Origin of the sequence: Congregibacter sp., assembly GCF_965660375.1 — a bacterium.
GTDB lineage: Bacteria > Pseudomonadota > Gammaproteobacteria > Pseudomonadales > Halieaceae > Congregibacter.
Map to the genome: position 1 here is coordinate 25,197 of NZ_CBFHZO010000053.1, position 18,818 is coordinate 44,014.

14 protein-coding genes are annotated in these 18,818 nt (G+C 58.1%); 8 read left to right on the forward strand and 6 right to left on the reverse strand.

The genetic code is table 11. From position 1 onward, the window contains the following. Nucleotides 1-149 precede the first annotated feature (149 nt). From ACTG3T_RS04475 to ACTG3T_RS04495, 5 genes are read left to right on the forward strand one after another with little or no spacing between them, the layout of a single operon-like run. Nucleotides 150-1,631, forward strand: a complete 1,482-nt coding sequence (locus ACTG3T_RS04475; protein WP_439101063.1) for a tetrathionate reductase family octaheme c-type cytochrome — start codon at nt 150-152, stop codon at nt 1,629-1,631. After that, entirely contained in the window at nt 1,628-3,619 is a 1,992-nt protein-coding gene (locus ACTG3T_RS04480; protein ID WP_439101064.1) for a cytochrome b/b6 domain-containing protein, read from the forward strand. The genes ACTG3T_RS04475 and ACTG3T_RS04480 overlap by 4 nt, the downstream gene beginning before the upstream one ends. Before the next feature lie 2 nt (nt 3,620-3,621). Then, complete coding sequence (locus ACTG3T_RS04485; protein ID WP_439101065.1) at nt 3,622-4,161, forward strand: YeeE/YedE thiosulfate transporter family protein; 540 nt, start codon at nt 3,622-3,624, stop codon at nt 4,159-4,161. Nucleotides 4,162-4,171: 10 nt separating this feature from the next. Further along, nucleotides 4,172-5,365 carry a rhodanese-like domain-containing protein gene (locus ACTG3T_RS04490; protein ID WP_439101066.1) on the forward strand — a complete coding sequence of 398 codons (1,194 nt, stop codon included), beginning with the start codon at nt 4,172-4,174 and terminating at the stop codon, nt 5,363-5,365. Next, entirely contained in the window at nt 5,356-6,255 is a 900-nt protein-coding gene (locus ACTG3T_RS04495; RefSeq protein WP_439101067.1) for a DUF547 domain-containing protein, read from the forward strand. Before ACTG3T_RS04490 ends, ACTG3T_RS04495 begins: the two co-directional genes overlap by 10 nt. A 25-nt stretch (nt 6,256-6,280) precedes the next feature. On the opposite strand, the gene ACTG3T_RS04500 is transcribed toward ACTG3T_RS04495, so the two are convergent. Genes ACTG3T_RS04500 through ACTG3T_RS04525 form a run of 6 tightly spaced genes read right to left on the reverse strand, consistent with a single transcriptional unit; the run spans nt 6,281 to nt 14,094 of the window. After that, a complete protein-coding gene (locus tag ACTG3T_RS04500) occupies nt 6,281-7,471 on the reverse strand; it encodes an MFS transporter (protein WP_439101068.1) in 1,191 nt (396 codons plus the stop codon). Then, nucleotides 7,455-8,486: an adenosine deaminase gene (locus ACTG3T_RS04505; RefSeq protein ID WP_439101094.1), complete on the reverse strand. Its 1,032-nt coding sequence runs from the start codon at nt 8,484-8,486 to the stop codon at nt 7,455-7,457. Before ACTG3T_RS04505 ends, ACTG3T_RS04500 begins: the two co-directional genes overlap by 17 nt. A 28-nt stretch (nt 8,487-8,514) precedes the next feature. Then, nucleotides 8,515-10,632 (reverse strand): nucleoside hydrolase, encoded by a 2,118-nt coding sequence (locus ACTG3T_RS04510; protein ID WP_439101069.1) that lies wholly within the window; start codon nt 10,630-10,632, stop codon nt 8,515-8,517. 25 nt (nt 10,633-10,657) lie between these two features. Continuing rightward, nucleotides 10,658-11,494: a sulfite exporter TauE/SafE family protein gene (locus ACTG3T_RS04515; protein WP_439101070.1), complete on the reverse strand. Its 837-nt coding sequence runs from the start codon at nt 11,492-11,494 to the stop codon at nt 10,658-10,660. Between the two features lie 16 nt (nt 11,495-11,510). Then, complete coding sequence (locus ACTG3T_RS04520; protein WP_439101071.1) at nt 11,511-12,614, reverse strand: purine nucleoside permease; 1,104 nt, start codon at nt 12,612-12,614, stop codon at nt 11,511-11,513. A gap of 46 nt (nt 12,615-12,660) precedes the next feature. Then, the gene (locus ACTG3T_RS04525; RefSeq protein ID WP_439101072.1) at nt 12,661-14,094 is read right to left on the reverse strand and encodes an adenosine deaminase family protein; all 1,434 of its coding nucleotides are present in this window, start codon (nt 14,092-14,094) and stop codon (nt 12,661-12,663) included. Nucleotides 14,095-14,486: 392 nt separating this feature from the next. On the opposite strand from ACTG3T_RS04525, the gene puuE reads away from it, so the two are divergent. The 3 genes from puuE to ACTG3T_RS04540 all read left to right on the forward strand — a co-directional run bounded on the left by puuE (nt 14,487) and on the right by ACTG3T_RS04540 (nt 18,751). After that, a complete protein-coding gene (puuE, locus tag ACTG3T_RS04530) occupies nt 14,487-15,413 on the forward strand; it encodes an allantoinase PuuE (protein ID WP_439101073.1) in 927 nt (308 codons plus the stop codon). Nucleotides 15,414-15,425: 12 nt separating this feature from the next. Beyond that, nucleotides 15,426-16,076 (forward strand): cupin domain-containing protein, encoded by a 651-nt coding sequence (locus ACTG3T_RS04535; protein WP_439101074.1) that lies wholly within the window; start codon nt 15,426-15,428, stop codon nt 16,074-16,076. A gap of 287 nt (nt 16,077-16,363) precedes the next feature. Then, entirely contained in the window at nt 16,364-18,751 is a 2,388-nt protein-coding gene (locus ACTG3T_RS04540) for a TonB-dependent siderophore receptor (RefSeq protein ID WP_439101075.1), read from the forward strand. Nucleotides 18,752-18,818: the final 67 nt, after the last annotated feature.

Consider the following 18,818-nt stretch of genomic DNA (forward strand, 5'->3'; position numbering starts at 1 on the left):
CCAAGGATTTATGTCGTTGCGCAACATTTGGGACCCTCGGGCACCCAGGCAAAGGGATTTAAGAGGGTAACACTGACCTATATCAATACGTGCCATTGCCCGAATGCTAGCGTGGATAAGTCGCACTTTCAGGGAGAAGCAAACATTTCATGAGCGCCCGTTCACTACGCTGGCTTTGGATCTGGGTAGCTATCGCGGCTGTGATTCTGCTACCCCTTTTCTGGATGTATTCGCCGCCGCCCGGCAACAGCGATTCGCCCTGGAATTCCGTGCCGGCGCGATTGCCGGCGGTGGAGCACACGGCACTCCTCGATCAGACCTTTGAATCCCCCCAGGCTGTCACAGCCCGCTGTCTCGAGTGCCATCAAGGCGTCGATCAGGAGCTTCGGCATTCCTCCCACTGGACCTGGGATCGCCCGCCGGTTGTAGTAGAGGGCCGCAGCGAGCTGGTCTCGGGCGGCAAGCGCAACGTTATTAACAACTTCTGTATCGGTATAAAGGGCAATTGGGCCAGCTGCACTGCCTGCCACGCGGGCTATGGCTGGACCGATGGCAGCTATGACTTTGATGCCACAGAAAACCTTGACTGCCTCGTGTGCCACGACGGTTCAGGCACCTATGTAAAGGGCAGCGCCGGACTGCCCGTGAAGGGAGTGGATCTTCGGGAAGTAGCCATGAGCGTGGGCAAGCCCGGTCGCAACAACTGTGGTAGCTGCCACTTCAACGGGGGTGGCGGCGATGCGGTGAAGCATGGCGACCTGGACGCTTCCCTCTTCTACCCCAGCGAGAATGTCGATGTACACATGGGTCGCTACGACTTCGTCTGCACGGACTGTCACCGTACCAGGGATCACCAGATAGCAGGACGCTCCACATCCGTGTCCATGGACAATGAAAACCAGGTCCGCTGCACCGACTGCCATGCCAGCGCTCCTCACAAGGAGCAGCGTCTCGACAGTCATGGACACGCCCTGGCCTGCCAGACCTGCCACATACCCGAAACCGCGCGGCGTCGCGCAACAAAAACGCACTGGGATTGGTCCACCGCCGGTGATGAATCCCGAGAGGAAGATGAGCACCAGTACCTGCGCATAAAGGGCAGCTTTGCCTATGAACAGCAGCTCAAGCCCAGCTATCTCTGGTTTAACGGCAAGGCCAACCGCTACCTCCTTGGCGACCCCATTGATCCCGATGAAGTAACTCCATTGAATCATCCCCTGGGTGACATCAACGATCCCGAAGCGCGGATCTGGCCTTTTAAGGTGCACACCGCCTCTCAGGTCTACGACCGGCTGAACCGCTACCTCCTCCAGCCGGAAACCAGCGGGCCCCGGGGGTTCTGGAACAACTTTGACTGGGACAGTGCACTGCGCAGTGGTTCAGAGCACACGGGATTGGCGTACAGCGGTGATTACGACTTTACAGACACTTCCATGTACTGGCCCCAGACCCACATGGTAGCGCCGAAGGGGCGAGCGCTTCAGTGCCTCGATTGTCACAGCGAAGATGAGCAAGGACGACTCGACTGGCAGGCTCTGGGCTATCCCGGCGACCCCCTACGTTGGGGCGGCCGCAGAGACGCCTCCTACCTTAGCCCCACAACTCTGACGACCCCGGAAAAGACACCATGAGACTGCTGTTGTTTTCAGGCCTGCTGCTCTGGGCGCTGGTAACAAGCGCCGACTCCCTGCACCCGGACTTCCCCCTGCGGAACCTGCAGGGTCAGGTAACAACAGATTTCTCGGAACTATCAGAACAGGCAAGCTGTGCCGGCTGTCACGACAGCGACGCCATCGCGCGTAGCCTGTCCACTGCCCACCGCCAAAATCCCGGAGAGCTGAGCCGTGAATCTGTTGTCCGTCATCGCATTGGTCAACAAACACTCGCCCCCGCGTCCGGTGACCGCTGCACGCAGTGCCACGGCGGCCCTCTCGCTCTCGGTGACGACGGGCTGCTCAGCGGCGCGAGCATTCGATCAGGCCGGAACCCCGAGGCCTGCAGCAGTTGCCACGGAGAAATTGTGCTCCACAATCGGCAGGCGTTTGCTCCCGACGAAGCGTTTGCGCCCGCGGACAGCGAAAACTTCAGCGGTGCTTTATTCAGCGGCCAGCGTATAAACGCCAGTGCGATTAACGTGAAGGACAAGGCCCGTCGCAGCGACCCCTTTGACATCCACCTGGCGCGTGGAATGGTTTGCGGCGATTGCCACCGGGCCGACAATCGACCGGGTATGAGAACAAGTGGGAGCGATCTCCAGGGCACACACCTCAAACAGGATCCCCGGGATGTTTCCCTGCGCGCCTATCTTCAAAGCCCGGACCACTCCCTGGGCACGACACTGCACTGCGATGACTGCCATCGCAGTGACGCGGGACACAGCTGGCTGCCTTTTGCCCGGCGGCACATGTCGGCGCTCGCCTGCGAAAGCTGCCACGTACCCGAATTGCTGGGCGCAGCCCTGGAAAGCATTGATCTGGACACCGGATTCGCAACATTCCGGGGCCGTGATCAACGGGGTCTGGTGCAGGGCTTCAAACCGATCTTGCTCGCAACAGGGGATAAACTCGCACCCTTCAATTTGATTGCAGCAAGCTTTAAAGATCCCAACGCCCGCAGCACGACAGTTCTCGCTGTGCCCCAACATCATGGCGTTGTCCGTGACGCGGCTCAAGGTGAATGTGCGGTCTGTCACTGGCCCCGGGGGCTCGCAGAAGGCTTGCTCAGTTTGGGCGATTCTCCCTCCGAGGGTCTCCCTTACTTTGTCGCACCCGCCGGAGTGACCGCCCCGCACTTCGAGCATAGCGGCGGACAACTGCAGGCAAGAGCCCATCCCGATGCTGCCTCTCGATATATCCTGGGGACGAATCAGCTTGCCTGGGCAGACCAGCTGGGCATGCTTATCGCAACAGCTACCCTTGGCGCGGTACTGATACACGGCTTTGCAAGATTCCTGGCCTTCAGGCGGCGCGGCGCCCGTCATGAAGCCCGGCAACGGGTTTACATCTACGGTGTTTACGAACGGTTCTGGCATTGGCTGCAGGCAACCGCCATTCTCATGCTTCTGGTCACTGGTGCCGCAATACACAAGCCCTACCTGTTCGGATTCCTGAACTTCGCTTACATGGTTGAACTACACAACCTTGTGGGGCTCATTCTTTTAATCAACGCCCTTCTGGCCGCTTTTTACCACCTTGCCAGCGGCGAAGTCCGGCAATACCTCCCAGGCACCAGCGATCTTTTTGGTCGTATGTTTCTCCAGGCGCGCTACTACACCCGAGGTATCTTTCGCGGCGACCCTCACCCCTTTGCAAAGGATGCGCAGCACAAGCTCAATCCGCTCCAGCAAATCACCTACTTTGGGCTCCTGAACACGCTACTGCCCGCGCAAATTGTCACGGGCGTTTTGATGTGGGGTGCACAGCACTGGCCCGCGCAGACTACGGCCCTGGGTGGATTAGCGGTGCTCGGCCCCCTCCACAGCTTTATGGCCTGGCTCTTCGCCGCATTCCTCATCATGCATATCTACCTGACGACCACGTCCGGCCCAAAGCCTCTGTCTGGTATTCAAGCCATGCTTGAAGGCTGGGAAGACGTAGAAAATCCTTCGGGAGGTGACTGATTATGGCAGCAGAATTTCCGGTAACACCCAGCACGGGAAAATCCTACTGGAACCCCTATTTTGGCGGCATGATGCTGGGGGTCGTGCTCTTTCTGGCCTACTTGATCACGGGGAGTGGACTGGGGGCGTCAGGGGGCATGAATCGGCTCCTGGTGTGGGTTCAGGATGCGCTGATGCCGGCGCATGTGGATCAGGTCCCCTACCTGCTGAAGATGGCCGGGGGCGAACTCAACCCGCTAAAAAACTGGATTGTCTACCTTACCCTGGGAACCATTGCTGGCGGCTTCGTCTCTGGACTGCTGTCCGGGCGAACTCATCTGGAAACCAATAAAGGGCCGCAGGTCAGCAACGGACTGCGCTGGGTACTCGCCTTCGCCGGTGGCGCACTCATGGGTTATGGCGCGCGTCTGGCGCGGGGTTGCACCTCCGGGCAAATACTCTCCGGCGGCGCCGTAATGTCCACGGGAAGCTGGCTGATGATGATCGCCGTCTTCGGGGGCGCTTACCTTCTAGCCTACAGCTTCCGAAAAATCTGGAACTGAGGCTGAGCCCATGGCTGACTTTCCCCTTAACATTGTCGCGAGCCTCGGTACCTGGCAGGCATTCCTGCTCTATGCGCTCATCGGCTTTGCCTTTGGCTGGGTGCTGGAGTCCTCGGGCTTTGGTAACTCCCGGAAATTGGCTGCCCAGTTTTACTTCCAGGAACTCACCGTACTGAAGGTCATGTTCACCGCCATCGTGACAGCAATGACACTGATCTTCGCAGCGAGCGGTCTGGGCGTACTGGACTACAACTTGCTCTGGGTCCCGCCGACCTACATCTGGCCCGGCGTCGCCGGTGGTTTTGTCATGGGTCTGGGGTTCATCATCGGGGGTTTCTGCCCGGGCACTTCTTTAGTCGCTGCGGCAACTCTCAAGGTTGACGGCATTTTCTTTGTCCTGGGGGCCCTGTTCGGTATTGCGCTCTTTGGAGAGACCATTGGCTTCTATGAACCCTTTTTTAACAGCAGCTTTCTTGGTCGCATGACCTTAAGCGACAGCCTGAGACTGACCGAGGGCACTCTCACCGTCGCCATCGTCCTGGGCGCCATCGCGGTTTTTGCCGGTGCGGAATGGCTGGAAGAGCGTGTCGGCGGAATCCCCCGCTCCCAGGCACCAAGATGGCGCTACGGAGCCAGTGCAGCACTTATCATGTCGGCATTGCTGGTCGCTTTGATTGGTCAGCCGGGCAATGAGGAGCGCTGGGAGCGCATCGCTTCGCTAGAGCAGTTGCGCCTTGATCATCGAGAGGTGCATATCGACCCCCTGGAAGTACTGTCCCTCCTGCACGATGACGCGCTGCGGGTCGAACTGCTGGATCTGCGGGAGGAGTTCGATTTCAACCGGTTTCATATTCGCGATGCCCGACATCTGGAACCGGACTCTCTCCAGGATCTCGCCGAAGAACTTATCGCCATGCCGGGAAACACCGTGTTCGTGCTCATCGGTCGGGAGGGAGATGATATGGAGCAACCCTGGCGGGAGCTGCGCGCCGCCAGTGTGCCCAATCTGTATATTCTAGACGGTGGTACCGAAAGCTGGTTAAAACGCTTTACCGACCCTTCAAAGTCGCCGGTAGCGCCAGGGCTCGCCCTCGGCGACCGACACCCGGCGGCAGACCCCAATCCACGGCTGTTCGAAGGAAGTTTTGAACCAAAGGTGGAAATGGAGATCAAACGAGCACCGAGTGGTGGTGGATGTGGTTGATAACAATGGATGGCAATAAGAATGAGAGCCCCCAAGGACTGGCAGCTTCCGGCAAGAATAGCGGGCGCCCCGGGAGTCGTCTGAGTAGGGCCGCGGTCCTTCTGGTCTGCAACATTTTTCTCATCCTTAATACATCGGGTGCAGCAGCATGGGATGACGGGGGTCACGAACCCTGGAGCGAACTCCTGCGCAGCTGTGTCCAACACACCGCTGATGGGTATAGCACCGCGGTCGACTATGACTGCTTTTCGGCAAAGGAAGATACGCTGGATGACTATCTCGATGCCCTTGCGGCTGTCAGCGAGGACGAACTCCTGAACCTCGGCGAAAAGCATCAGCTGGCCTTTCTCATCAATGCCTACAATGCCTGGACCGTTAAGCTGATTCTCAAGGATTGGCCGGGTGTGGAGTCAATACGAGACCTGGGAAGCCTGCTGCGCTCCCCCTGGAAAAAATCGTTTATCCCCCTCCTCGGCAATACCCTAAGTCTCGATGATATCGAGCACGGCATGATCAGAGAGCCCGGTCGCTTCGACGACCCGCGTATTCACTTCGCGGTAAACTGCGCGAGTATCGGCTGCCCGGCGCTGCGCAGGGAAGCCTACCGTGGAGATGTGCTCGACGCTCAGCTGGAGGAGCAAACCCGCAGCTTTATTGGCGATCCCAGCCGCAACCGTCTTCGTGGTGACGAGCTCGAGATCTCATCAATCTTCAAATGGTACCGAGATGATTTTGAGCAAGGTTGGCGCGATTGCGACACCCTTGAACAGTTTCTGGCGCGCTACGACGACGCCCTGAGTCTCAGCCCCCAGGAGGTGATCCAGCTTGGGAACGGAGATATCGATATTGAGTTTCTCGACTACGATTGGCAGCTGAATAAAACGCGCTGACGTATAAAGCCCAGCGCTGATTGAGTTACTCGCTTTCCGGCAGCGCTGGCAGCAAGGGCAATATCACCAGCGATAACGCCCCCAGCACGCAAGCGGCCAGCGCAGCGGGCCACAGGCCACTGGCCACAAGGGGAGAGATCAGCGCAGTGGCCGCAGCAGTAATCAACATAACGTAGAGAATCACCAATGCGGATGCTCGGGCATCGTCACCGTCTGATGCCTGCAGCGAACGATAAAAGCCTGGCGGCCCCCGAAAACCAAACCCCATGTTAAAGGGCAAAAACAGCACCCAGATAACCCAGGGTTCCCGCCCGCCTGTAAAACCGTAGGCCAGCATTGCGATACTTCCTCCAAAAGCCAGCATGCTGCCACCGTAGATCGTGCGCTCAGCGCCAAAACGTCGCACGAGGCGACTGGAGAGATTTGCGGCGACGATGTAGGTCGAGATACCCAACAACTGCATGATAATGAACTGCTGGATATCGCCGCCAAAGGCAACGACATAAACCGTGGGCATGGCAAACACAAAGGCCAGCAGGGAACCCAGGCTCAGTCCCTGGCTCAGGGCATAGCGCTGAAAAACGGGGCTGCGCACCAGCATCCAGTACCCCAGGCGTGAGGGGTTCCCGGATACTGCGGGAACATAGCGTTTCGATAGTGCAACCAGCACACTAAGGCCCACCGCGAGCACCGCGGTAACCCAGAATGACGCAGACCAACCATAGGCGCTGAGGAGCCACACGCCCACAATCGGCGCGATGGCCGGCGCCAGGGATTCAATACTGCCCAGGGCCCCAAGAGCCCTGAGGGCGCCCTGCTCATCAAACAGCGCTCTCACCATTCCCGGTGTCACTACCGCGGCGCAGGACGCCGCCACCCCCTGGAGGAAGCGCAGGGCGATGAGAAGCTCAAGGTTATGTGCCATGGCGGCGGCGGCTGACAGCAGCCCATAGGCCAGCAACGAGCTCACCAGCATTTTGCGGTGGTCGACAAAAGACCCCAGCTCACCAAAGAGCAGCAGACCGATACCAGTCCCTGCCGCAAAGGTCGCCAACACAAACTGCGCCTGGGCTATGCTACCGCCAAGGTAATCAGGAAGACCCGGTATCGCAGGCAACACCAGGTCCGTGCCCGCCAATCCGAGGACCGTGCAGCAGACAAGAAGGCCTGCGACGCCGATAGCCCTGAAACTGCGGGACTCAGGGGTTGCTCGCAAGGTAGTCCTTCAGTTGCTCGTCGAGAGCCAGTTTGGCGTCGCTGGGGAGGAACGCAGCTTCAAAGCCATTGCGCACAAGCATCAGGGCCTGCTCGCGGGTCATCGCGAGCTCAGATTCCAGTGCTGCAAAGTTCTCCAACAAATCACCTCCGAAGTAAGCGGGGTCGTCGGAATTCACGGTGACGCAGAGACCCTGCGCGAGTAAATCGAAAATGGGATGTTCCGCCATGCTGTCGTACACACACAGGCGCACATTGGAGAGCGGACAAACGGTGAGAGGCACGCGATCCGCCGCAAGCTGATGAAGGAGGTCCTCATCGTCGACGGCGCGCACACCATGGTCGATGCGACTCACCGAAAGCAGTTGTAATGCGTCACGAATAAAACTCGGCGGTCCCTCCTCTCCTGCATGGGCTGTGAGTTCATAGCCGCGCTTCCCCGCCTCGCGGTATAGGGTCTGGAAGTTCGCCGGTGGGAAATCCCGCTCGGCGCTGGCAAGACCAATGGCACAAAAATGCTCCCGGTAAGGGTCCGCAGCATCCAACATGGCGAGACAGTCAGCCTCGGGCAGGTGCCGCAGAAAGCTGAGAATCAACCCTACCGATTGCCCCCAGCCGTTTTTCGCTTCAGCAATGGCTTTGTCAAAGCCCTCCAGCACCACCGATAGCTCCACGCCCTGGGGCAAATAGGTCTGGGGCTCCACCATAATTTCGCAGTGCACGATGTTCTGGACGCGACAGACCTCAAGATAGTCTTTCATCAACAGATAGAAATCCTCGGCGTCCCGAAGTACCGACGCACCGAGATAATAGAGGTCCAGAAAACTCTGAAGATCACTAAAATCGTAGGCGGCCTCCACTTCTTCCACAGAGGCGTAAGGCAAAGCCACGCCGTGCTTGGCCGCAAGCTGCAGCAACCGCGGAGCACGCAGACTCCCGTCAAGGTGCAGGTGCAGCTCCGCCTTGGGCATTGCCGCCAGCCACTGGGTTACAGGGCCATAGCTCTCGTTTGTCACGTTACTCAAAATACTGCTCTCCGCTGTTTTAGGGCTTCGCCGTCAGGGTGTCGATGAAAAGCCGGAAAGCGGCCTCTGGATCAGTATCCCTACAGAACAGCGTGTTTTTCGCACCACTGCGTCGCTCAATAACACCCGCGCTTTCCGCCGCAAAATGCTGACGGGGCCCGCCCTTCCAGTTTGTGCTGGGCATGGATTTGTCCGAGGTCGCCCACCAGGGCTCGTCCGTCTCTTCATACTTCACAGCAAGCGCCAGCATGTCGCCCTCACAGAAACGTTCGCGATCAATCACCACCAGGGCCGCCAACACGTCCCAAAAATAATACTCGCCGGAATCAATAAACCAGGTGTTGGCATCGAGCACCGCATCCCAAAAGGTGGCGGCTGGATTATCCACGCGGCTTTTGAACTCGGCAGCGAACGCCGGCGTGACTTTTACGTGATTCGTCACATCAAGTCCCACCAACTCCATCGCAAGATCCGAGCGCAGGACCTTGTCGGCAGCAAGCGCATCGACATAGATATTCCACTCAGCGCGCGTATTGGGATTGTCGTCGGTAAAACCCGGCACAATGATATTGCCCGGCGCATCCAGGGCGCCGCCCATAATCACCAGGCGATCGGTTTTGGCCGGATCCTCCGGGTAGCGCTCCAGCCACTGCGCAATATTGGTCAGGGGCCCCGTCGCCAGAATGGTCACCGGCGTGTCGGCAGCAGCATGGACATCATGCAACAGTTCCACCGCGTGGCGGGCATCGGGCTCCCGCAGACTTGGGGTTATGGGAACACCCGACAGCGTATCCATATCTTTTTGCCAGGGCACGGGAAACACGAAATAGCCATCCAGGGGATAGGCATCGCCGCAGGACACGGGTATCTCATTGTGGGGATTCACCAGATCGAGGAGCGCGAGGGCGTTACGGGTACCGGGTTCACAGTGCGCTTCTCCACTGGCTGCGACGGTCACCGCCAGAAGCTCAACACCCGGATGGCGCGCCAGAAACAGCAATGCCGCCCAGTCATCAATGGCCATGTCCGTATCAAACACCACGGGAATACGTGCGGGGGCAGAAGGCATTTGATCTTTGTATACATCCCAGCCCGCAAGCAAAGCGTCCACCACGGGCTGCCCAACGCGCTGCGCAGTTTCCAGGGCACCCAGACCGCCATCCGGATAATCCGCCGTAGTGCTCCAGGCCGCGCTTCTGCCCTGAGGCGGCATGGTGTAGTTGCTCGCTGTGCGCAAAATCAGCACCCGCTGCGGATCCACGCGATCGATGCGCCCGAGGCGGTGAAGCGCGGTCAAAGTTCCGGAATCCTCCATATTGGAGGTCATGAATTCTGCAGACTCACCGGCGTAGACCCGCAGCCAATCGTTCGCCCATTCATTGAGCTTCTCGCCGTGCCAGTAGGTGCTCGCCGAGAGCGTGTCGCCGCGGGTAACAAAGGGCGGACGCTGCGCCAGAGGATAGTTGGTGAACTCGACCCGAAAGGCCTGCATCGCTTTCGTGTCCATGAGCGGCGTATTGCGCGTGAGCTGGTAAGCCCATTCGCTTAAACCGCTGTCCAGGGCAAAGCTGATGGTATCGAGGGTCCAACCGGTGGAGACATCCTGGGGACCATCCGCAGGTTTTGACGCCCCCAGGGGAATAAAACCGTAGGGCCAGTCCTCGGGAATCTCCCGGGCATCAATTTCATAAACCAGATCGCCGTCCACCACCGCATTCGCCCAGGCAGCGGAGCCGAGGGAAAGATCCTCCGGGTCGCCCCCGGCAATGCCGGCGATGAGCCAGTAAGCACTGGTGAGATCAAAGCGTTCATCAAGACCCAGGGCCATGGTGGAAGCAGTGGCATTGGGAATCCCGCCGCCCAGACAGGCCACCAGCAATCCCCTGTCGTCGTAATAAAGCGAATATTCCCCGAGGGCAAAGGGCATTTCTCGCAGACCGGGATTTCGCTCCAGCCACAGCTGCAACTCCCCCGGTTTATCGCCAGTGGGCTCGCCGTTTTCGAACATGCTGAGCACCACCACCTTGACCGGCAGGGGCTCAGCAGCAAAACCCGGGGACGTACAAAACACCCCTAACAAGGCGAGCAAGCTGATAGCGGCGCGCGCGGGAGAATTCCAAAACTGAGCGGGATTCATGGGATAAACCTCAATGCACTTTTTACTAAAGAAACAGGCGGGACAGCATACGCAGTCCCACCACCAGCAGGAAGCCTGAAAAAATCTGTTGTAAACGTCTGGACGATAACGCGGCGCCCATGCGCACTCCCAGCGGCGCCATCAGGATAGCCAGCGGCGCGATGCTCAGAAAGCCCGGCAAACTGACATGGCCAATACTGTAAACCGGTGCGCCCACAGGTATTGGATGCCCCAGGGCAACCAGCGCCCCGGGGCCAGCGATCACCAGACCCAACACCGCCGCGGTTCCCACCGCGCGATGCATGGGCACATGAAACAGGGTCATTACCGCTACACCCAGCGTCCCTGCTCCTACGCCGAGGAGCACGCAGATAAACCCGATGGCGGCAGCGATAACTACTTGAATATACGCTGCGGGGAGTGACGAGAAACGTCGTTTTTCCTCTCCCTCTCCTTCACTTTCACCATCGCTTCCAGATAGCTTCGAAAGCCCCACACCCAGCGCAAATATCGCGAAGAGACCGATAAGAGGCTCCGCTGGTAGGGAGGGCGCCAGCCACGCGCCAAAAATCACCGCCGCAAGCATTCCCGGTAACCAGCGAAAAAGAATGGCACGATCCACATTGCCCCGCCGCCAGTGAGACAGGGAGGAGCTCATTGCCGTGGGTACGATCACGGCCAGCGAGGTGCCCGTGGCAAGGAGCATGGCCGATGCCTTCGGCACCCCCTGGAGCAGGAAGGTCTCGAAGAGCACCGGCACTATGATCAGGCCACCACCGATACCCAGAAGACCCGCAAGGAGTCCTGCGAGCATACCGGCCCCCAGCAGTGCCGGAAGCAGGGCCAATAGATCCGGGGGCATACCCGGGAGTCAGCGCCTAGGGAGCTGCAATGTCCTCGGGGGTCGGCGTACGATCGCGATAGACGTCCCAGCCATCGACAATGGTGTCGATGACTTTTGAGCCCACGATATAGGCAGACTCCAGGGAGGCATCGAGTCCGGCATAGCCCTCGTTTTCAGACAGCAGATTGGTCGCTGCATCAACACCCGGCGGAGGCAGGGTGTAATTGCTGCCTGTGCGCAGCACCATCATGCGATCCCGGTCCGCTCTGCCGGCGTTGGTAAGCCAGGCGAGTGATTGCATGGTACCGGTATCTTCCATCGCCGAGGTCACAAAATTGCCGTTCCCGTCACTCCAGTAATCCACCCAGTCGTTCGCCCAGTCGTTCATCAATGTGCCGTGCCAGAAGGTCATGGCCGCCAGATGATCCCCCTTGAGCACAAAAGGTGGTCGCTGGGCATTGGGGTAGTTCGTGTAGAGCTGGCGGGTCTCGTCCAGGGACTCAAAATCGGGAAGCTCGATGTCCTTGGTAAGCTCATAAGCCCACTCGGTAAGCGCCGGATTGGTTCGAAACATCTCGCCCGTCGGCTCAGGTTTGTTCTCGTCAAAGGGCTTTTTGGTATTCCGTGCGATGTACCCGTATTTCCAGTCCTCGGGCATTTCCCGGGGATCGATTTCATGGGCGAGATCTCCGTCCACCAGATACTCTGCCCAGGCAGCGCTGCCGATGGAGGCATCTTCCGGATCTATGCCGGCGATCCCCGCCACCAGCCAGTAGGCCTTGCTCAGATCAAATCGGGGATCCATACCCAGCATCATGGTCGACGCAGTGGATTTCGCCGTGCCGATACCGGTCACCATCACCAGCACACCATTCTCGCTGTCGAAATGCAGATCGTGATGCGCCCCGAAGTCGAATACCTGATCCAGGTTGCGACGCTCATTCCACAGCTGGAACTCCGCGGCCTGATCACCGCTGTCCTCGCCGATCTCAAACATGGTGACAACGACCACCTTTACGGGAATGGGCTCCGGTGACGCGTCCATCTCAGCGACACTCGTCGCTGGCGACTCACCGCCACAGGCGCTGAGCACCAGGCTCAGCAGGGGTATGCAGATTAGGGCGAATGTGTTTCGCATGGAGATCCTCTCGATTATCGCTTTGCTGGTGTTTGGGGGCGTGACTCTACCACTGACAAAGCTGATAGCGGTCGCAGATAAAACCATAGCTCTCGGCCTCGGACGACAGCGCAGCGGCAGGCTTGGCGGCTATCTGCCGGGCAAAGTCATCAATGCGCGCGGAAAACAGTGCCAGAAGCCCTGCTTTTCTGTCCGCAGGCAGAAACCCATGGGCGATGGAGTTCCGGGACAACAGCTGCACCTCGTCCCAGCTGAGATTGAACTCCTTCACCGCCACGTAAAACTCATCGGTGAGGTTGCTGTCCCACATGCCGCGGTCATCCGTGGACAGGGCCACGGGGATATCCGTGCGCAGGTACTCGGGAAAGGGATGCTCAGTGTAATCACTGACGTATTCCAGCAGCAGATTCGATACCAGGTTGATCTCTACCAAATAAGCGCCGTTACGCATCAGGCGCATGGTGTCGGGATCGCTGATAAGGTTGACCCCGTGCCCAATGCGATCAGCACCGAGGAGCAGGGTATCGCGTATGTGACTGTTGGGTTCGTCCACCTCCCCCGCATGAATGGACAGCTGCACGTTGTTGTAGCTGCGGCGCAGATCCCGCAGGGTCTCAAGAAACCGCAGGGGGTAGCCCTTGTCGTTGTCTTCCCGCCCGACCATGTTGACCGCAACAAAAATATCATTGTGGCGGCTCACAAAATCATAGAGATAGCGCAAATGCTCTTCGGCATCCGGCAAAAAGCGCAGGATGGTGGTTTGGAGCCGGACCTCGACGCCCGTTGCCAGCGCATCATCGTCCTGCAGCCGGGCACGATAAATCTGAGCCACCTCGTCGGGAGCTATGGACTGACCATCAGCATCGATAAAACCAAAAATGCCGATCATGCTTTCCATGTACAGCAGGCCCTCAGCACCGAACTTCTGCATATTGACCACGAGCGCATCCGCTGCGAGATGGGGATTGAGGTACAGATCGCCCATACGCTGCCAATGCGTTTGAAAAAACTCATCTCGGCCTTCGTGGGGTTTATCCAGGCGCAGGCTATCCAACCAGGCTTCTTTTTCCTGAGCATTGAGCTCATCGAGGGGAAGGTATTCTTCTTTCTCGCAGGCACTGAGCGCCTGGTAGTTGCTCTCCTGCACATTCACAAACAGCATGAGGTAGGGGCTTTCCGTGAAGGCGTTGCTGCCATAGGGGTGGCAATTGTTAATCTTCACCCGGGTGTAGTAACGGTAGCCGTTTTCTCCCTGGGCAAGCGCGAGTTCATAAAACCATTCGGAACGAATGGAGCCCGACAAATGATTGTGCAGATCCCCCCCCTTGGGCATGGCGTAGAGAAAGCGATAAAGCTCTTCATCGCTCGCCTCACGTTTGAAGGCTTCAAACCACGCCGACATATCATCCGAGGCCGCCGGCAACGCGGCCTGCCCCACACCGCCGCATAGGCTAAAAAGCATGGCCACCACGAAGAGCATACACCGCCGCCCGCCATATTCGCGGTTGCGGTAAGTTGCTGTGTGGCTGTGTTTCCCTGTGACCCGCATAGCTCGCGATCTCTCATTACCCGGCAAGGATGGGCATCATCCGTCAGTTTGAACCGGGTGGCAACGCAAGTTCGGTGCCACAACGACCGGGGCCGACATCGACCCTATTCGACGCTTGCCTGGGACCTCAGCGCCTCCGGCGCCTTCCCAATGATCATCGCCCCCTTAGCATCATCCAAAAACGCACCATAACAGGGCGATCGTCTCCCCAAAAACGGGCATAGCGCCCGCACTAATTGGCAGCTCAGTGTTCGAACGTCAGCCCTTGTGGCATTTCCATCGCCCATGCATGCTTAGGGCTCAGTCTGGCGCGGGAATTCAGCGTGGAACACAAAACCCCCTACCCGAGAGATATGATTGGTTTCGGCCAGCATCCTCCTGAATTTATCTTCCCCGGCGGTAAGCGCATTGCCGTTCAATTCGTTGTGAATTATGAGGAAGGCGGTGAAAACTCTGTGCTCCACGGCGACGCGGGCTCGGAGGTCTTTTTGTCCGAAATGTTTAACCCCGATGCCTACGCTGATCGTCACATGAGCATTGAGTCGCTCTATGAATATGGCAGCCGTGCGGGCTTTTGGCGGCTTTACCGCCTATTTACCCAACAAGACGTCCCCGTCACGGTATTTGGCGTCACCATGGCTCTCGCAAGAAACCCCGAGGCGGTGGCCGCCATGGGAGAAGCGACCTGGGAAATAGCCTGCCACGGGCTGCGCTGGATCAACTACCAGAAAGTCCCCGAGGATGTGGAGCGCGAGCACATGCGCCGCGCCATCGAATGGCACACAGAGCTCACCGGTGAACGCCCCCTGGGCTGGTACACGGGTCGCGACAGCCCCAATACGCGCTCACTCTTGCTGGAGCACGAGGAGTTTCTTTACGACTCAGACTCCTACGCAGACGACCTGCCTTACTGGGTTGCCGGCAAGGACGGAGCCCACCTCGTCATTCCCTATACCCTGGACTGCAATGACATGCGCTTTTCCAGCGCCCAGGGTTTTGCCGATGGCGAACAGTTTTTCAATTATCTTCGCGACAGTTTTGACGTGCTCTACGCCGAGGGCGCTGAGCAGCCGAAACTCCTCAATATAGGTCTCCATTGCCGCCTTGCAGGCCGGCCCGGACGTTTTCTCGCACTCCAGCGTTTTCTGGATTATGTACTGCAGCACGATGACGCCTGGCTCTGTCGGCGCGTGGACATCGCGCGTCATTGGCACAACAACTATTACCCGCGAAATTCTCAATCACGGTGAGGAATGCTAACTATGATCAGCGCTTTCAGGACACAGGACTGCAAAGAACCGCTTGCCGGCATCTTAAGAATCATAACCCTGACGTGGCGAACAGCGCCGCTACTCATCGTGCTGAGCCTTGCAGGCTTTCCCGTCATGGCTGACCAGACACCACTGAGCGCCGAGGAGCTTATCAAAAGCCTGGGGTTGGAGGGCCATGTGGAAGGCGGATTTTACCGCCGCACTTACGAGGCCACAGACCAGCCACGCCTCGGCAGCAATGCCGATGAGCGCTTCAGTATGACCTCTATCTTCTACCTGCTCACTGCAGAGGGCCCCATCGGTCACTTCCACCAGAATCGCTCGGATATCGTGCATTACTTCCACCTTGGCGACCCCATCGAGTACGTGCTGATTCATCCAGACGGCGAGCTAGAAACCGTTGTTATGGGTGCCGATCCTCGGAAGGGCCAGCAACTGCAGTTAACGGTGCACGGCGGGGTGTGGAAAGCGTCGCGGCTCACCGGTGGTGAACAGGGCTTCGGTCTCATTAGCGAGGCCGTGAGTCCGGGCTTTGACTACCGGGATATGACCCTGGGCGTGACCTCAACGCTACTGACAAAATATCCTCAACACCGGGCATATATCGAAGCCCTGAGCCGGGAGTCCTCACCGGACCGGTAATAATCCGCGGCTTCCTCAATTGACGACCCCGGTCAAGCTAGCGCACCATCTCAGTGCGCGAAGGGATTTCTGGAGCAAGGTAATGTACTCCCGACGCGGATAACCAGTCTTTTCCGACCGCGGCGACACACATAAGTCACTGATAAATATAATTATATTTTTGCCGACGAAGGACCCTGGTCTTGGCATCAATCGTGCACTACTTTTTGGAGTAGTGCCCAATCAGTAGTAAAGAAGTGTCTCGCAGCCCATGCCGCCTGACCGCATCATGTATTTGAGGAGAGTTCATGAAGACATTCACCACCCGCAGGCTGCCACTGGCAGCGTCCATAGCCGCGATTATCGCTTCTGTGCCGCTGGCCCACTCGCAGGATAATCAGTCACAATCTATTGAAGAGGTTGTTGTCACCGGGTCCCTTGGCTCCCTGCCCGGCGAAGACGTACAGATTTTCGGCTTTGGCAAATCACTGCTGGAGACACCGCGTTCAGCCTCCACGATCAGTGAGGAGCAACTCGACCGCTTCAACATCACCGATATCGATGAGCTGGTGGCCTTCGCCCCGGGTACCTTCACCCAATCATTCTTTGGTGTTGCCGGTTCTTTGGACGTTCGTGGTACGGCGGGTGAGACTTACTTCCGCGGTATGCGCCGCATTGACAACCCGGGCAACTACCCCACGCCCATCGGCGCGTCAGACCGCATCGACATCGTGCGTGGACCCGCATCACCGATCTATGGCCCCGCCAAAATTGGTGGTTACCTGAACTTTAACCCCAAATCCGCGCGCGCCGAATCCGGTGCTTACCTTGAAGAGACCACCGGTGCCGTCTCCTACGAGACGGGTAGCTGGAGCCGCAACATTGTGACAGCAGAAATTGGTGGCCCCATTAACGATCGCATGGGTTACTACCTCTATGGTGAACTGGAAGACTCCGAGAGCTTCTACGACAACACCGAGACCAAGCAGAACATCATCCAGGCGTCTTTCGATGTCGATATCAACGACAAGCTGGTGATGCAGTTTGGTGGTATGTACCACGACTACGATGGTAACCAGGTCGCCGGCTGGAACCGCCTCACCCAGGACCTCATTGATAACGGCACCTACATCACCGGCACGGCAAGCCCCCTGGATACCAACGGTGATGGCAAAATCTCGCACCAGGAATACAATGTCGTGGGCTCCGATGGCACGCCGCCCCTGTCCAACTTCGTTTTCCGACCTGAGTTCGTAGGAGAAGATAGCCTCAACGATGCCATGGCATTGGTCAACCCGGGCACGACGCAGCTCGACGAGAGCAATGTCTTGGTAGATCCCAACGACACTCTGGATAACCAGGTGCTCAGCCTGTATCTGGATTTCATTTATGAGACCGATAGCGGCTTCAGCATCACTAACAAGTTTTTCTACGAGACCATCGACAACATTAACGAGAACGCCTACGGATTCGGGCAGTTTGGTGAAGTTGACATGTTCGAAGACAAGCTGGTGTTTGCCTTTACAAAAGATATCGGCTCCATGACCGCCGATCTGCAGTTCTCACCCTCGATCCGTTACACCGATTTCACCCGGGGCCAGGATTTCATTAACGAGTACTTTGATCGCCGCGATCTGAGCCAGTCCAATGCCGAGCGGGACCCCTCGCTCGACACCCGACTGCTCGCCACGCAGATAAATGATGATTACTCCGAGTACCAGAGCGGTGACTACACCATGTACGGCCTCGCGTTCCTGGGTGACTTCAGCTTTGACAATGGCATCGCTGTTACCCTGGGTGTGCGTCAGGACTACGTGGAAACAGACGTCACCACCCCCGTGGAACTGCTGCTGTTCCCCGACGGTGCGATCCCTGAAGCGTCGGACTCCGAAGACCTGCTGTCCTGGTCGGCCAGTATCAACTGGACCACCGAGTTTGGCTTGACCCCGTACGTCACCATCGCAGAGCAGGCAACGCTGATTGCCGGTCAGGTGGGAGACCTTCCCACAGCACAGGTGGCCAGTGGTTCCTGGACTGACACGTCGGATCTTTGGGAAGTGGGCCTGAAAGGGAGTTTCCTCGATGACTCGCTGTATTTTGCCGTGAACTACTATGAGCAGGAGCGTGTCGATTTCAACGCCCAGGCCATCGTGACCAACCCCACCAGCCGCACCGAAGGCATCGAAGCCGAGTTGCGCTGGGTGGTTAACGATGACCTGGTGGTTACCGGCGGCTGGACCAACATGGAAGTCATCATTGTTGAAGCGGAGGAAAACGGCGGCCAGTTTGGTTTCTTTGGCGCCGACGATATTCCTCAAATTGATCCCGCCCTGGTCTATGGTGGCCAGATCATCGGTATCCCGACTTCACCTGATGGCCGTCGAGCAGGTATCCCCGAGAACATCTACACCCTCACGGGCACCTACTCCTTCACTGATAACCTGGCCATCAGCGGCAGCTTTATCAGCGTCGACGAAACGCCCTCAGGATCATCCGGTGCGGTGATACTGCCTTCTTACACACTGCTGAACGCAGGCCTTGTGTACGAGACCGAGTCCTGGACCTTCCAGTTGAATGCGAAGAACCTCACCGACGAGCGCTACTTCCGATCCAACTTTCCGGACCTGTTCGGATCGCAGATCGTGTTGCCGGAGCTTTCCCGGAACTTTCAGGCGCGGGTCGCCTACAAGTTCTAAGCTCTTGTTGAGTAGTTTTTGGGGCGCTTGAGGCGCCCTGCGAAAGCCCTCCTTGGAGGGCTTTTTT

Excerpts from the sequence above, each read along its gene's own strand:
- ACTG3T_RS04475 (WP_439101063.1), top strand. The coding sequence starts at position 150 with ATGAGCGCCCGTTCACTACGCTGGCTTTGGATCTGGGTAGCTATCGCG.
- ACTG3T_RS04480 (WP_439101064.1), top strand. The coding sequence starts at position 1,628 with ATGAGACTGCTGTTGTTTTCAGGCCTGCTGCTCTGGGCGCTGGTAACA.
- ACTG3T_RS04485 (WP_439101065.1), top strand. The coding sequence starts at position 3,622 with ATGGCAGCAGAATTTCCGGTAACACCCAGCACGGGAAAATCCTACTGG.
- ACTG3T_RS04490 (WP_439101066.1), top strand. The coding sequence starts at position 4,172 with ATGGCTGACTTTCCCCTTAACATTGTCGCGAGCCTCGGTACCTGGCAG.
- ACTG3T_RS04495 (WP_439101067.1), top strand. The coding sequence starts at position 5,356 with ATGTGGTTGATAACAATGGATGGCAATAAGAATGAGAGCCCCCAAGGA.
- ACTG3T_RS04510 (WP_439101069.1), bottom strand. The coding sequence starts at position 10,632 with ATGAATCCCGCTCAGTTTTGGAATTCTCCCGCGCGCGCCGCTATCAGC.
- ACTG3T_RS04515 (WP_439101070.1), bottom strand. The coding sequence starts at position 11,494 with ATGCCCCCGGATCTATTGGCCCTGCTTCCGGCACTGCTGGGGGCCGGT.
- ACTG3T_RS04520 (WP_439101071.1), bottom strand. The coding sequence starts at position 12,614 with ATGCGAAACACATTCGCCCTAATCTGCATACCCCTGCTGAGCCTGGTG.
- ACTG3T_RS04525 (WP_439101072.1), bottom strand. The coding sequence starts at position 14,094 with ATGCTCTTCGTGGTGGCCATGCTTTTTAGCCTATGCGGCGGTGTGGGG.
- ACTG3T_RS04535 (WP_439101074.1), top strand. The coding sequence starts at position 15,426 with ATGATCAGCGCTTTCAGGACACAGGACTGCAAAGAACCGCTTGCCGGC.
- ACTG3T_RS04540 (WP_439101075.1), top strand. The coding sequence starts at position 16,364 with ATGAAGACATTCACCACCCGCAGGCTGCCACTGGCAGCGTCCATAGCC.